The sequence below is a fragment of the Burkholderia sp. MSMB1588 genome, assembly GCF_001546925.1.
Classification (GTDB): Bacteria; Pseudomonadota; Gammaproteobacteria; order Burkholderiales; family Burkholderiaceae; genus Burkholderia; species Burkholderia humptydooensis.
Genome location: NZ_LNJS01000001.1, coordinates 2,215,706 through 2,229,742 on the forward strand (window position 1 = coordinate 2,215,706; position 14,037 = coordinate 2,229,742).

13 protein-coding genes are annotated in these 14,037 nt (G+C 65.1%); 4 read left to right on the plus strand and 9 right to left on the minus strand.

Translation table 11 applies throughout. The features are described from left to right. Nucleotides 1-7: 7 nt before the first annotated feature. The 6 genes from WS92_RS21790 to WS92_RS21815 all read right to left on the minus strand — a co-directional run bounded on the left by WS92_RS21790 (nt 8) and on the right by WS92_RS21815 (nt 5,886). Nucleotides 8-1,498 carry an NCS1 family nucleobase:cation symporter-1 gene (locus WS92_RS21790; RefSeq protein WP_059934693.1) on the minus strand — a complete coding sequence of 497 codons (1,491 nt, stop codon included), beginning with the start codon at nt 1,496-1,498 and terminating at the stop codon, nt 8-10. Between the two features lie 155 nt (nt 1,499-1,653). Beyond that, nucleotides 1,654-2,349, minus strand: a complete 696-nt coding sequence (locus tag WS92_RS21795) for a GntR family transcriptional regulator (protein ID WP_006026108.1) — start codon at nt 2,347-2,349, stop codon at nt 1,654-1,656. A gap of 319 nt (nt 2,350-2,668) precedes the next feature. After that, nucleotides 2,669-3,610, minus strand: coding sequence for a muramoyltetrapeptide carboxypeptidase (gene ldcA / locus WS92_RS21800; protein WP_015601805.1), 942 nt, complete (start codon nt 3,608-3,610; stop codon nt 2,669-2,671). Between the two features lie 53 nt (nt 3,611-3,663). Further along, nucleotides 3,664-4,248, minus strand: a complete 585-nt coding sequence (gene tadA, locus WS92_RS21805; RefSeq protein WP_059934599.1) for a tRNA adenosine(34) deaminase TadA — start codon at nt 4,246-4,248, stop codon at nt 3,664-3,666. Next, nucleotides 4,245-4,646 carry a DnaJ family domain-containing protein gene (locus WS92_RS21810; RefSeq protein WP_006026105.1) on the minus strand — a complete coding sequence of 134 codons (402 nt, stop codon included), beginning with the start codon at nt 4,644-4,646 and terminating at the stop codon, nt 4,245-4,247. The genes tadA and WS92_RS21810 overlap by 4 nt, the downstream gene beginning before the upstream one ends. A gap of 733 nt (nt 4,647-5,379) precedes the next feature. Further along, on the minus strand, nt 5,380-5,886 hold the full coding sequence (locus WS92_RS21815) for a DUF1993 domain-containing protein (protein ID WP_059934598.1): 507 nt from the start codon (nt 5,884-5,886) through the stop codon (nt 5,380-5,382). Between the two features lie 260 nt (nt 5,887-6,146). On the opposite strand from WS92_RS21815, the gene WS92_RS21820 reads away from it, so the two are divergent. The 3 genes from WS92_RS21820 to WS92_RS21830 all read left to right on the plus strand — a co-directional run bounded on the left by WS92_RS21820 (nt 6,147) and on the right by WS92_RS21830 (nt 9,169). Beyond that, on the plus strand, nt 6,147-7,421 hold the full coding sequence (locus WS92_RS21820) for an MFS transporter (protein WP_231756008.1): 1,275 nt from the start codon (nt 6,147-6,149) through the stop codon (nt 7,419-7,421). Between the two features lie 51 nt (nt 7,422-7,472). After that, entirely contained in the window at nt 7,473-8,465 is a 993-nt protein-coding gene (locus tag WS92_RS21825; RefSeq protein ID WP_059934597.1) for a GlxA family transcriptional regulator, read from the plus strand. Nucleotides 8,466-8,620: 155 nt separating this feature from the next. After that, nucleotides 8,621-9,169, plus strand: coding sequence for a tautomerase family protein (locus WS92_RS21830; RefSeq protein ID WP_059934596.1), 549 nt, complete (start codon nt 8,621-8,623; stop codon nt 9,167-9,169). Nucleotides 9,170-9,408: 239 nt separating this feature from the next. Here WS92_RS21830 and WS92_RS21840 read toward each other — a convergent pair whose 3' ends face one another. Continuing rightward, on the minus strand, nt 9,409-10,107 hold the full coding sequence (locus WS92_RS21840) for a glutathione S-transferase (RefSeq protein ID WP_059934595.1): 699 nt from the start codon (nt 10,105-10,107) through the stop codon (nt 9,409-9,411). A 147-nt stretch (nt 10,108-10,254) separates the two neighbouring features. Between WS92_RS21840 and WS92_RS21845 the strand changes: the two genes are divergently transcribed. Beyond that, the gene (locus WS92_RS21845) at nt 10,255-10,830 is read left to right on the plus strand and encodes a TetR/AcrR family transcriptional regulator (RefSeq protein ID WP_041861632.1); all 576 of its coding nucleotides are present in this window, start codon (nt 10,255-10,257) and stop codon (nt 10,828-10,830) included. Nucleotides 10,831-10,996: 166 nt separating this feature from the next. Here the strand turns inward: WS92_RS21845 and WS92_RS21850 are convergent, their stop codons facing one another. Both WS92_RS21850 and guaA read right to left on the minus strand, forming a co-directional pair. Then, complete coding sequence (locus tag WS92_RS21850; RefSeq protein WP_231756007.1) at nt 10,997-11,929, minus strand: Wadjet anti-phage system protein JetD domain-containing protein; 933 nt, start codon at nt 11,927-11,929, stop codon at nt 10,997-10,999. A 456-nt stretch (nt 11,930-12,385) separates the two neighbouring features. After that, nucleotides 12,386-14,005 carry a glutamine-hydrolyzing GMP synthase gene (gene guaA, locus WS92_RS21855; protein WP_059934594.1) on the minus strand — a complete coding sequence of 540 codons (1,620 nt, stop codon included), beginning with the start codon at nt 14,003-14,005 and terminating at the stop codon, nt 12,386-12,388. Between the last annotated feature and the right edge of the window lie 32 nt (nt 14,006-14,037).

Genomic DNA, 14,037 nt, shown 5'->3' on the forward strand with positions numbered 1-14,037 from the left:
GACTCCGTCATGCTTTCGCAAGCGCGCGGTAGAACACGCCGCCGAGCGCCGCGCCGATGAACCACGAGAAGTTCGCGAGCCCGGACAGCGCGGGCGCCATCACGCACGCGACGGCGATCGCGGCCGCGGGCAGCAGCGCGGCGACCGCGCGCCGGTTCACGCCGTCGCGATACCAGTACGCGCCGTCGGTCGACGTCGTGTACAGATCGTCGCGCCGCAACGCGCCGCGCTTCACGAGATGGAAATCGACGATCAGCACGCCGTACAGCGGCCCGATGAAGCTGCCGAGCACGTCGAGCGTGTAATGGATCACCGCGGGATTGTTGAAGAGATTCCACGGCGTGATGAACACCGACGCGACCGCCGCGAGCATCCCGCCCGCGCGCCAGCTAATCAGGCGCGGCGCGACATTCGAGAAGTCGAACGCGGGCGACACGAAGTTCGCGACGATGTTGATGCCGATCGTCGCGATCGTGAAGGTCAGCGCGCCGAGAATCACCGCGGTCGGATGATCGATGCGGCCGACCGTCTCGACGGGATCGGTGATCAGTTGTCCGAACACCGGCAGCGTCGCGGCCGTCGTGATCACGGTGACGAGCGAGAACGCGAGGAAGTTGACGGGCAGCCCCCAGAAATTGCCGCGCTTCACGCTGCGATAGCTCCCGCAGTAGCGCGAAAAGTCGCCGAAGTTGAGCATCGGCCCGGAAAAATACGACACAACGAGCGAGATCGCCGTCACCATCACCGGGATCGCTGCGGCGCCGTGATACCTGACGCCGCCGAGATTGAGGCCGATATTGCGCCAGCCCGCGCGCCACACCATGTAGCCCGCGAGGACGAACATCACCACGTAGACCGCGGGACCGGCGAAATCGATGAACTTCTTGATCGTCTCCATGCCGTTCCAGAACACGAGCGCCTGCAGCACCCACAGCAGCATGAAGCCCGCCCAGCCGAGCGCCGACAGCCCGAGAAAGCCATAGCGATGCACGTCCGCATACGGCATCCATTGCGGAAAGAACTTGAGCACGACGATCACGAGCGCGCTCGACGCGAGATAAGTCTGGATGCCATACCATGCGATCGCGATGAGGCCGCGGATCACCGCGGGCACGTTCGCGCCGAGCACGCCGAACGTCGCGCGGCACGCAACCGGATACGGCACGCCGAGCTGCTGGCTCGGCTTCGCGATCAGGTTGCAGAGCACGTTGACGATCGAAATGCCGACGAGCAGCGCGACGAGCACCTGCCAGCTCGTCAGGCCGAGCGCGAACAGGCTGCCCGCGAACACGTAGCCGCCGACGCTGTGCACGTCGGACATCCAGAACGCGAAGATGTTGTATGCGCCCCAGCTCTGGTTCGCGAGCGGCGCGAGATCTTCGTTGTACAGACGTTTGCTGTAGCCGGCGGGCATCGCCGCGCCGCCGTCCGGATCGCCCGGGCGATCCTCGTTCGGCCGATACGACGCGCTTTGCTGCGCCACACTGAACTGAGCCATGACATCTCCTTGCCTGCCGCGGACGAGCCGCGCGATCGTCATTGAAATCGCGGCTCGAACGTGGTCGCCCGATGCCGCCCTGGCGAGGCGTCCGCGTGCGCGGCCGCCCGGCATTTCGTCAGTTCAGTGAGCGCGCTCGGTGTGCGGCCGGGCCGTCAGCCCGGATGGCCGAACACCTCGCGCAGATCGACCGCGCCCTGCGCCGGCCGATCGAGCATCTTCAGTTCGACGTGCTGCAGGTGGCGCGCCATCAACTGCGCCGCGCGCTTCGCGTCGCCGGCTTCGAGCGCCGCGAGGATCTGCGCATGGTCGTCGAACGAGCACGGGCTGCGCCCGTGCGATTCATACAGCGCCGACATCAGCGTCGAGCGCGCGACGAGCCCGCCCAGGCAATCGCGCAGCACCGTGTTGCCGGTGAGCGCCGCAAGCTCGGTATGGAACTCGCCCGACAGCCGAATCCATGCCGGATAATCGCGCCGCTCGAATGCGTGGCGCTCCTTGTCGATCATCGCCGCGACGCCCTTCAGGCGCTTCGCGCCCGGTCCCGTCGCGAGCCGCTCCATCACCGCGAGCTCGACGATGCGCCGCATCTCGAACACTTCGTGCACGTCCTGCAGCGTCGGACTCGCGACAAACGCGCCGCGATTCGGCTCCAGATCGACGAGCCGATCGGTCGCGAGGAGCGCGAGCGCCTGCCGGATCGCGCCGCGCTTCACGCCGAACACTTCGCATAACTGCGCTTCCGTCAGCTTCGTGCCGGGCGCGAGCCGATGCTCGAGGATCGCGGTGCGGATCCGCTCGGCGATCGACTCGGGGCTCGCGCCCGTCAGCGCGGAATCTTTCTTCGTCATGATTCGCATCTCGTTATCGACAGCATCGTAGGTTGGACATAAATATTGTCAACAATTTTGTTTTGCCATTTTGCACAATTCGAGTGATGCCGCGTGCTTCGCATCGGTGCCATCGCCCTGAATTGGTACATTCGACCAAGCTTCTGGCGCATTCGACCGCAGCCCTCGCCGTCAAGCCTGTACTATTTTGTCGACAATTTTGCCTTTGTTTGGTGCCGCGCGACAGTTCGAGTACTCGATGAGGGTTGACCGTTAGTTGCGCATATCGATGCAAAAAAAGGCGGGAGACCGCCTTTTTTTGCATCGGCTCGCGCTCCGCTCACGCCGCGAGATGCGGATAGTCGGACATCGTCAGCCTGAAGCCATGCTCGTTCGCGACGAGTTCCGCGCGCGCGCCGAACGGCAGCGTCAGCAGATCGGGCACATGGCCGAACTGCAACCCGGTGACGACAGGAATGCCGATCACGCCGCGCACCTGCTCGATCATCGTCTGCATGTCGTAGCCGTTGTCGTATTCGAACGGACGCGCGCCGGTGAACTGCCCGAGCACGAGCGCCTGCTGGCGCGCGAGAATGCCCGCGAAATGCAACTGATAGATCATCCGCTCGATCCGGAACGGCTGCTCGTTCACGTCCTCGACGAACAGGATTCCGCCTTCGATCTGCGGCATGTACGGCGTGCCGACGAGCGACGCGAGAATCGCGAGATTGCCGCCCCACAGCGTGCCCGACGCGTTGACGACCTGCGTCTGTGGTACGTCGGAGACGATCGTCGTCGTCGGCTGCGTGAGGGTCTGCCAGAAATGGGCGAGCGTGAACTCGCTCGGCGCCTGAGCGCCGAAATCGGCCGACAGCATCGGGCCGCCGAACGTCTGCACGCGCGCCTTCGCATAAAGCGCGAGCTGGATCGCGGTGAAATCGCTATGGCCGACCAGCGCGATCGGCTTGTCGCGCAGCCGCCTTTCGAGGCCCCGGTAGTCGAGCCCGTGCAGGATTCGCGCGGCGCCATAGCCGCCGCGCACCGCGAGGCCGATGTCGGGCAGCGGCAGCGACGGATCGGCGAGCCGGTTCAGGTCGCCTGCGCGCTCGCCGTCGGTGCCGGCGAAGCGCTGGTAGCGGCGTTGCGTCGCGTCGAGGTTCTCGATGCGATGCTGCTCGATGCTCAGGCGTTCGATCGCGCGATCGATCGCGGCCGGGTCGTGCGGATAGCCGGAAGGGGCGAGCAGACGAATCGTGCGCGGCGTGCGGAACGTGGAAATCATGAATTCGCAGGAAGAGGATCGGACGTGGTTAGAGGCGTTCCGCGCCGCCCGGTTCATTCGTCGCGCGGCGGCGCGTCGGGCGTCTGTTGCACGCGGCGGGCCTCGCGCATCGCCTGCCGCCGCTCCGCGAAGAACGACTTGAGCGCCGCGCCGCATTCGTCGGCGAGCACGCCGCCCTCGACTGTCGTGTGATGGTTCAGGCGCGCATCGGCGAACGCATCGACGACGCTGCCGCATGCGCCCGTCTTCGGGTCCGGCGCACCGAACACGACGCGCGCGATCCGCGCATGCATGATCGCGCCCGAGCACATCAGGCACGGCTCGAGCGTCACGTACAGCTCGCAGCCGGGCATCCGGTAATTGCGCAGCGCGCGCGCGGCGGCGCGCAGCGCGGCCATCTCGGCGTGGGCGGACGGATCGTGGCCGCCGATCGGATGGTTGAAGCCGCGTGCGATCACCTCGTCGCCGCGCACGATCACCGCGCCGACCGGCACTTCGCCCGCCGCGCGCGCCTCCTCGGCGGCGGCGAGCGCGATGCGCATGTAGCGGCGGTCGCGCTCGGCGGCGGCGGACGGAAGCGGCGCTGGCGGTTCGTCGTCGAGTTCGTCGCCAGACGCGGGCGCGTCGACGGGCCTCACATCACCCCCGCTTCGCCCTGCGCGTCGCCGAGCACGCGCTCGGACAGCCGCTCGGCGATGCGACGGCAGTATTCGCGCGGCACGACCATCGGGCCGCCGCGCAGCGATTCCAGTGCCATATCGAGCGCGAGCATCTTCGCTTGCAGACGGCAGCGGGTCGCGCGGTCGCTGACCGCGCGCAGCTCGTCCTGCAGATTGCGCAGCGCCCGCAGTTGCTCGACCGCGGGCGGCACGAAGCCCGCGTTCTTCAGGATCCGATTCGCGACGCGCACTTCTTCGGGGACGAGCAGATCGTCGTCCAGCTCCGTCGGCGCGCCGGCACCCGGCAAATCGTCGAACGCCCCCCGCGCGGCGGCGGCAGCGATACGTTGTTCGACTAGAGCGTCAAGCAGTTTCATCGGGGTTTCATGACAATGCGGCATGCGGATTTTAGCAGGCGGCGCGCCCAGGTCCAGCCCGCCCGAGTAAATGCTCGATATCCGGGCTCGGACGCGAGAAAAGGCGCTATTCTTGCTGCGATCCATCCAACCGCGCGGCGCCTGCCGTTCCGCGCTCGCTCAGGGCAACGAAACAATGTCGGTCGTCACTTGGCGCAGTGTTCGCGCCCTCGTTTTTGCCGCTGCCCTCAGCGTCGCCGGATTGGCGTCGGGCTGCGGCATGATGTGCGGCGGCGCCGGCGGGACCGGCGGATTCGCGGGCGGATGCGCGACCGGGGTGAGATTTTAGGTTCTAGCCGTAGCGGAAAGCCTCTGCGCGTGACGCGAGACGCAAGCGGAACCGGTCGGCAAACGTCGGCCGCGTGCGGCGGAATCGCGATCAATGGCGTCGGTCGACGGCGCTCCGCGCCATCGACCCATCGCGCCATCCCGGCATACGGCGCCGCGCCGCGCAGGCCTCCGATTGTTCTCGCGCCGCCTCCTTCGCCGGATTCCGGCTGCCGACTCATCGACTCGCGCCGCATGTGCCGATCCGTCAAGTTCCCCCTTCCCGCATATGCACTCGTCGAAAATCCGCGTCGCTCCGCCCGTCTTTGTGTCGGCCGGCCACGTCGACTGCCGCGTTGGTCGTTGTCGTCCGAACGTGGCACGCTCGCGGACGCCGCCGGCAACGGCGGCGCGAGCCCCATTCACGTCAACGCCCGCCGAGAAAGTCCATCTTGGCAAGCGGCACGCCCTTGTGCCGCAGGATGTCGTACGCGGTCGTCGTATGGAAATAGAAATTCGGCAACGCAAAGCCAAGCAGATACGACTTGCCGTCGAACGTCATCACGCCATCGCGCAACGGCAGCTCGATCGTGCGCGTCTCGCTGCCGTCGAGTTGCGCGGGCTGGATCGTCTTCAGGAAATCGATCGTCTTGCCGATGCGCGCACGCAGCTCGGCGAACGTCGTCTCCGTATCGCCGAACGACGGCACCGCGATGCCCGCGAGCCGCGCGCCGCATCCCTTCGCGGTGTCGCTCGCCCGCTGGACCTGCGCGTCGAGCGCATGCATGTCGTCGCGAAGCCGCGCGCGAACGAGCTCGGCCGGATCGACGCCCTGCGCGCGTGCGTATGCGTCGCCCTTGTCGAGCACGGCCAACAGGTTGTTCAAGCCGCGAATGAGCACGGGAATGGAGACGTCGTACATCGAAAGTGCCATGGGTTCTCCTGACGGGTTCCTGGATCGTCTGCGGGATGGCCGGCTACGGTTGACGCCGGCTCCGCAGCATAGACCGGATCGGACGGCCACGCTCGCCGCCGACGATGCTCGGCGCGAAACGAGGCTTCCCCGCACTCGGCTTTTCATCGCACATCCGGCCGGATCGCGGCATCGAGGCTCGCCCAACGAGTTGCAATTTAAAACCGGCGCATTTATTCTTCTTTTGGTTTCAATTTGCAACCACAAAGAGAGATGTCGTCATGCCAGCTCCACAAGCGGCGCCCGCCGCCCCTTCGATTCACACGACCGGTTCGTCCACGGCATCGGCAGCGTTGCCGCGCGGCACGGTCGCGCTGTTCGCCTGTGCGAGCGGCCTGAGCGTCGCCAACGTCTACTATGCGCAGCCGCTTCTCGATGCGCTTGCCGCCGATTTCGCAATCGGGCGCGCGGCGATCGGCGGCGTCATGACCGCCACGCAGATCGGCTGCGCGCTCGCGCTGCTCTTGCTCGTGCCGCTCGGCGATCTCGTCGACCGGCGGCGGCTGATGCTCGTGCAATCGCTCGCGCTCGCGGCGACGTTGATCGTTGTCGGCTTCGCGACGACGACCGCCGTGCTGCTTGCCGGCATGCTCGGCGCAGGGCTGCTCGGCACGGCGATGACTCAGGGGCTCGTTTCGTACGCGGCGAGCGCCGCAGCCTCGCACGAGCGCGGACGCGTGGTCGGCGCCGCGCAAGGCGGCGTCGTCATCGGGCTGCTGCTCGCGCGCGTGCTGGCGGGCGCCGTCAGCGACATCGCGGGATGGCGCGGCGTCTACTTCGTGTCGGCGGCGACGATGCTCGTGCTCGCGGCGCTGCTCTCGCGCAAGCTGCCCGTCCTCGCGCCGGCGTCGCCGCGCATCGGCTATCCGCGGCTGATCGCGTCGCTGTTCGTCCTGCTGCGCGACGAGCGCGTATTGCAGATTCGCGGCACGATCGCCATGCTGATGTTCGCCGCGTTCAACGTCTTCTGGAATGCACTCGTGCTGCCGCTGAGCGCGCCGCCCTACTCGTTTTCGCACACCGCGATCGGTGCGTTCGGGCTCGTCGGCGCATTGGGCGCACTCGCCGCCGCGCGCGCCGGACATTGGGCCGATCGCGGCTTCGGACAGCCGACGAGCGCCGCGGCGCTCGCACTGCTGCTCGCAGCATGGCTGCCGCTCGCTTTCATGCCGGCATCGCTGTGGGCGCTCGTGCTCGGCATCGTGCTGCTCGACGTCGGCGGGCAGGCGATTCACGTGACGAATCAGAGCATGATATTCCGCGCGCGGCCCGACGCGCACAGCCGGCTCGTCGCCGTCTACATGCTGTTCTACTCGGTTGGCAGCGGGCTTGGCGCGCTCGCTTCGACGGCCGTCTACGCGAGCGCCGGATGGCGCGGCGTCTGCATGCTGGGCGCGGCTGTCAGCGCGGCGGCGCTCGTGTTCTGGGCGGCCACGGCGCGGTTGACGCCGTGCGAATCCGCGTCGGGAAATACCGCAAACGGGCAACCCCGGTAGCGAATATCGCGATGGTAGGATCGTCCCTGTACAGGGACGATTCTGCCAACCATGCCACTCATCCGGATTTGGGCCGTCGAGCATTGCCTCGCATCGGGCGTCGCCGCGCCGATCGACATCCTGACGGCCGCCAATCGCCTCGCCACGCAAGCCGATGGCGAGCGGCACGCGCGCCCGTTCACGTGGCGCGTCGAATCGATCGACGGCAAGCCGGTCCGCGCCGCGTCGGGCCAGATCATTCAGGTGGACGGTCGAATCGACGGCAGAAGCGTCGCCGATGCGGTCTGGCTGACCGGGCCGTTCGTATCCGATATCGATCGCATCCTGAGCCGCCCCGCGCGGCTGGCGCCGCTCGTCGACGCGCTGCGGCGGCAGCACGCGCGCGGCACGCTGCTCGCGACGTATTGCACGGGCGCGTTCCTGCTCGCCGAAGCGGGCCTGCTCGACGCTCGCGTAGCCACCACGCATTGGTCGAAAGCGGCGAGCTTCCGCATGCGGTACCCGGAGGTCGAGTTGCGCGCGGCTGACGTGCTGACCGAACAGGACGGCATTCTCTGCGGCGGCGCGGTCACGTCTTATCAGAATCTCGCGCTACGTGTGGTCGACAAGCTCGGGACGCCGAAGCTTGCCGCGGCGACGGCAAAGATCATGCTGATCGACTTGAATCGCGTGTCGCAGGATTCGTTCATCGACCTGCACCGCGCCGACGGCCTGGAGCACGACGATCCCGTGGTCGCGCGGGCGCAGCGCTGGATGGAGCGACATCTGCGCGAGCCGTTCGATCTGCCCCGCTTGAGCCGCCATCTTGCGCTCAGCGAGCGGACGGTCAACCGGCGTTTCAAGCAAGCCGTCGGCACGCCGCCGCTCAAGTATCTGCAAACGATCAGGATCGAAGTCGCGAAGCGGCTGCTCGAACAGAAGAAGCTGGGTATCGATGCGGTCTGCGAGCGCGTCGGATATACCGACGTCAGCGGCTTCCGGCAGTTGTTCAAGCGCGTGACGGGCATATCGCCCGGCGAATATCGACGCCGGTTCGCGCGGTGATCGCCGGTGATCCGCTTCGTCGATGGGTGTGTCTGAAATGCCCTTGTCGAATGGCAGTTCAGACACTGTCGTTGCAGCGTATGCGCTCCTAAAGTGGAACCCTGTCGCGCCGCACTCGGCGCGACTCGCCCAAACACCATTCGAGGATACATACGATGCCGATGATCGATGCATTCATACCGGAGCGCGCGCTCGCGCCGCAAGCAGAGGCGCAGTTGATGCGCGAGCTGACCAATATTCTGATCCGTCACGAGCAGCTCGATCCGGACGATCCACGCGTGCGTGACGTCACGTGGATATTCGTGCATCGGCCCGCGGCGGTCTATCGGGCGGGTGCGCCCGCCGGCGCGCCGATCTATCGGATCGTGCCGTCGGTGCCGGAAGGCCAGTACACGGATGCCGCGCGAGCCGGCCTCGTCAAGGAAGTCACTGCGGCCGTCGCGCGTGCGGAAGGCACGTCAGCGGACGAGATCGGGGCACGCGTGTGGATCTTTCCGACCGAGGTCGACGACGGCTGCTGGGGCAGCCGCGGCAGCGTGCACCGCCTCCCCGACATCATGGAATACTTCGGCGGCGCGGCATTCAGGGCGCTCGGCGAGGCGCGCCTCGCGGTGAAGCGCCGCTCGGATGCGGCAGTCCTCGTCGAGACGATGCTACGGGTACTGAACGAGCATCCGGCCGGGCCGACGCGCGACGCCGGCTAGCGGCAGCGACGTCGCGTGTTGCCGCGCGGCCGTGGCAACACGAGTCCCGCGCCGCCGGAATTCCCGGTATCGACGACGCGCCTCGGGATTGCCTTCGAGATGAAGGGCCTGCCGGCAACCGTCGCCGTGACCGATCGGCGCGGTCCCGAAGGTTGCATGACGGATGAACAGGATCCTCACGACACCGCGCGCCAAGGCTGACTTCAAAGGACGAAAGCACGCATTTGCAGAGATCGCGTTCAGTCGGATGCCAGTGCAGCAAACGCCGGCTGGTTCTTTACGCTGGGACGTTCCAGTATTCTCGCGTACCAGCCTAGAAGGGCCCGGCACTCCGCAGGCACCCGCAGCTCGACCATCGACGCGAAGAGCAAACCGCCGATCGCGGTGATGTCGGCCATCGAAAAAGCCTCTCCGGCGACATATGGCTGGCTCTTCAGAACGGCGTCGAAGTAGTGCATGCCTCTCAAGGCCTTGTCACGCTGACGGAACCCCCATTCGGGGTTCTGATACAGCTCGACCTCAGGCCCGAGCCCCGGCGTCCCGTGATGGAAATAGACGCTAACGGCGTCGAGCAGTTCCAGTTCGGCGCGCTTGCTCATCATGTGGATCACGCCCTTTTCACGCGGCGTCCTGCCGGTAAGCGTGGGCGCGCCGTCAAGCCCGTCGAGGTACTCGGTGATGGCCGTGCACTCGGCAATGCACGTCCCGTCGTCGAGTTCGAGCACCGGCAGCGTGCCCGAGTAGTTCTTGCTCGCGATGAATTCGGGCTTTTTGTGCTCCCCTTTACGCAGATCCACCATCACGAACTGCACGCGGGATTGCAGGTTCTTTTCTGCCAGGGCGATGCGCACGCGTGTCGGATAAGGCCCTCGGGGAAAGTCATAAATCTTCATCATCGGCAGTCGGGTCGGGTCAAAACTCGTCGCAGCGAAAGTCATTGCGTTTCCTCTCCACGGTTTGTACTGGAACAGATGGCACAAGGATCGTCACTTATCGCACATTCTACCTAACGTTCGTTAGGGCAAACATAAAAGGTTATAATCCCTGTTGTCAAGAACCGATCCTTCGAAGCGGGGGCCGTAGCAGTGAGGAACGAAGCGAATCCAAGCTCCAGGGAGCGAATCCTGGCGGCGGCCACGAAGATGGAGCAGGCCCGCGGCTACAGCGGACTGAATTTTCGGGATCTTGCGGAGGACGTCGGCATCAGGGCCGCGAGCATCTACCATCACTTCACGAACAAGGCCGACCTCGGTGCGGCGGTGGCGCGGCGATATTGGGAGAACTCGGCGGCAGTTCTGGACGCGATGCTGGCGGAATCCGCAGATCCGGCGCGCTGCCTGCGCCGGTACCCCGAGACGTTTCGCAAGGCGCTCGTGGACGGCAATCGCATCTGCCTGTGCAGTTTCATGGCGGCCGAAAGCGACGGCCTGCCCGACGAGGTAATGAAAGAGGTTCGGACCTTTGCCGACGTGCATGTCGCGTGGCTCAGCAAGGTCTTGTCGGCCGCGAACGCGGTCAGGCCGGAGCAGAGTGAACAGCGGGCTCGCGCCATCTTCGCGGCGGTCGCCGGCGCCCAGCTCATCGCGCGGAGCCGGTCGGACATCTCCGTCTATGACGCATTGATCGAGGGCTACCGCGCTGCCGGTCTGTTGCCGGCATAGCGCTTCAAGGATTCCTGCCGGCACTTAACGGCCTTCGACCGACCGCCTCGGACGATCGATGCCGCTTTTTCTGCAGCATCGCCACAACGTGGCATGTCAATACGATCGTTGACACCTCCGACAGTATCAAGTGAGCCTCCTCTCGAACTGCCCCCGAATACCGTCTTCACTGTCTTGCAGTCGTGGCGAGCGCGGTTTCAACCCACTGAAAGCCGATACGCTCTTGCTCGAGCCGCAAATTTTTACGAATCCGGTTATCGCGCAGGTCGTTGAACAGCGCTTGCTCCGCATCGTCGAGCCGCGGCAAGTCGCGGAGCACCTGATCATGCTCCTTGCCCCATTGAGCTTCGTGGGCGATCAGCGTCGCCCGGTCCATCAGGAAAGACTTGACGTGGTCAAAGCGGCTGCGCAATTGGTCGAGGATGGCGAAGCCATGCGTGTCGATATCTCCCCAGTAGTGGATGCTGCAGCGGGAAAGCCATGCCGCTTTCGACAGCGCGTCCCATCCATAGCCTGCACCGAAGACAACGATCGCATCGGCTAGAGGCGGGAACGCGAGGAAGTTCGTCTCGTTCTCAGTGATGAAAACCCGGCGGATCGGCACGGCCAGCGCGGCAAAGCTGTCTGCATCGACTGTGATATCGGGAAGCGCAGGACCGGGCAACATGGGCAATTGCGCGTCGAGCACGCGAAACCGGATACGGTCAGGCTTTTCGAGGAAGCCGTAGCGGGCCGCGAAATGCGCACCGCCGTTTCTTTCTACCGCGACGGCCTCCAAGGGAAGTACGAGATCGAGCCATTCCGACAACACACCGCGCCACTTTTCGATGAACTTGCTGTGTACATCGGCAATGTCCACTTGTCTCAGGTAAATGCCGGGACGTGGATGCCGTACGATCCAACCGACCACTGCCAGTAAACGTTCACATTCGTCAGCCAGCTCAAGCGCCTGCAGCGGACGCCGGCGAAACCATACCAGCAGCGCCGGCTGCCGCGAGCCCACGAGGGTGAGCAAGCGGCCGAAGTGTGCCGCATCGCCACGCTTGCCGATCATCGCCAGCGCACTGTCAAGATCATCAATCCAGACTGCCTGCGGCACTCGCTGAACACAAGGACACGATGATTGAACTCGCGCCATTCGATCCGGATCTGCGCGACAGTGACAAGCTCAGCAATCCATTCACGCACAGCCTGGATCTGTCTGTCAACGCGGCTCGTTGATTTTTTGAACTCCAAGACCAGATGGTTCTGTCTGTACCTCGCCGATGCACGATCACATCTGGAAACACCGTCTTCGCTTCATCGTCCTCGCCATTTGGGTAAGCCGCATAAAACCAGCTTTCCTGAGAAGACTTTTACCGTCAAAGACGGCTTTGGTCTGAATAGTGAACGGGACGGTCTTAATCCGGCCTCCAGTTCTTACCGCCACTTCTACTGCCAACCTGTTCCGCTGGCCGGCGATAGCCACCGATAGGTGATGCGACGTATTTCCTTATAAATCAATAAGTTACGGCATATTTTCGATAGCTGACGATAGTCCCCGAAGGACCTGATTTCACTCCCACTCGATCGTCGCCGGCGGCTTGCCCGACACGTCATACACGACCCGGTTGATTCCGCGCACTTCGTTGATGATCCGGTTCGACGCGCGGCCGAGCAGCGCATACGGCAGATGCGCCCAGTGCGCGGTCATGAAGTCAGTCGTCTGCACGGCGCGCAGCGCAGCCACGTAGTCGTACGTGCGGCCGTCGCCCATCACGCCGACCGACTTCACCGGCAGGAACACCGCGAACGCCTGGCTCGTCAGGTCGTACCAGCTCCTGCCGACCTGCGAGGGCTCGCAAAGACCCGCCGCCGCATCCTGCTCGGTCGCCAACGTCCCGCGGAGCTCTTCGATGAAGATCGCGTCTGCGCGGCGCAGCAGGTCCGCGTAGTCGCGCTTCACTTCGCCGAGGATTCGCACGCCGAGGCCCGGGCCCGGGAACGGATGGCGATACACCATCTCTTCCGGCAGGCCAAGCGCAACGCCGAGTTCACGCACTTCGTCCTTGAATAGATCGCGCAGCGGCTCGAGCAGCTTCAGGCCGAGCGTTTCCGGCAGGCCGCCGACGTTGTGATGGCTCTTGATCGTCGTCGCCTTTTTCGTCTTCGCGCCGCCCGATTCGATCACGTCCGGATAGATCGTCCCTTGCGCAAGCCACTTCGCGTTCGTCAGCTTCTTCGCCTCGGCCTGGAACACTTCGACGAACTCGCGGCCGATGATCTTGCGCTTGCGCTCGGGATCGGTGACGCCCGCGAGATGGCCGAGGAATTGCTCGGACGCGTCGACGTGGACGACCTTCGCATGCAGCCGGCCCTCGAACATGTCGAGCACCATCTTGCCTTCGTTCAGGCGCAGCAGGCCATGGTCGACGAACACGCAAGTCAACTGATCGCCGATCGCACGGTGGATCAGCGCCGCCGCGACGCTCGAATCCACGCCGCCCGACAGACCGAGGATCACTTCCTCGTCGCCGACCTGCTCGCGAATTCGCGAGACCGCCTCTTCGATGTGGTCGCGCATGATCCAGTCGGGCGCAGCGCCCGCGATGTCGAGCACGAAGCGCTCGAGCAGCTTGCGGCCCTGCACCGTGTGCGTGACTTCCGGGTGGAACTGCACCGCGTAGTAACCGCGCGCCTCGTCGGCCATGCCGGCGATCGGGCAGTTCGGCGTCGACGCCATCAGCGCGAAGCCCGGCGGCATCTCGACGACCTTGTCGCCGTGGCTCATCCACACCTTCAGCATTCCATGGCCTTCCGGCATCGCGAAGTCCTGGATGCCGTCGAGCAGGCGCGTGTGGCCGTGCGCGCGCACTTCCGCATAGCCGAACTCACGATGATCGCTCCACTCGACCTTGCCGCCCAGTTGCACGGCCATCGTCTGCATTCCGTAGCAAATGCCGAGCACGGGCACGCCGAGATCCCACACCGCCTGCGGCGCGCGCAGTTGATGGTCCTCATAGGTGCTCGCGTGGCTGCCGGACAGAATCACGCCCTTCGGTGCGAATTCGCGGACGAAGTCGTCGGAGACGTCGTTCGGATGGATCTCGCAGTAGACGTGCGCTTCGCGGACGCGCCGCGCGATCAGTTGGGTGACTTGCGAACCGAAGTCGAGAATCAGGATTTTGTCGTGCATGGCAGCGGACGGAGAAAAGAACAATGGAATAA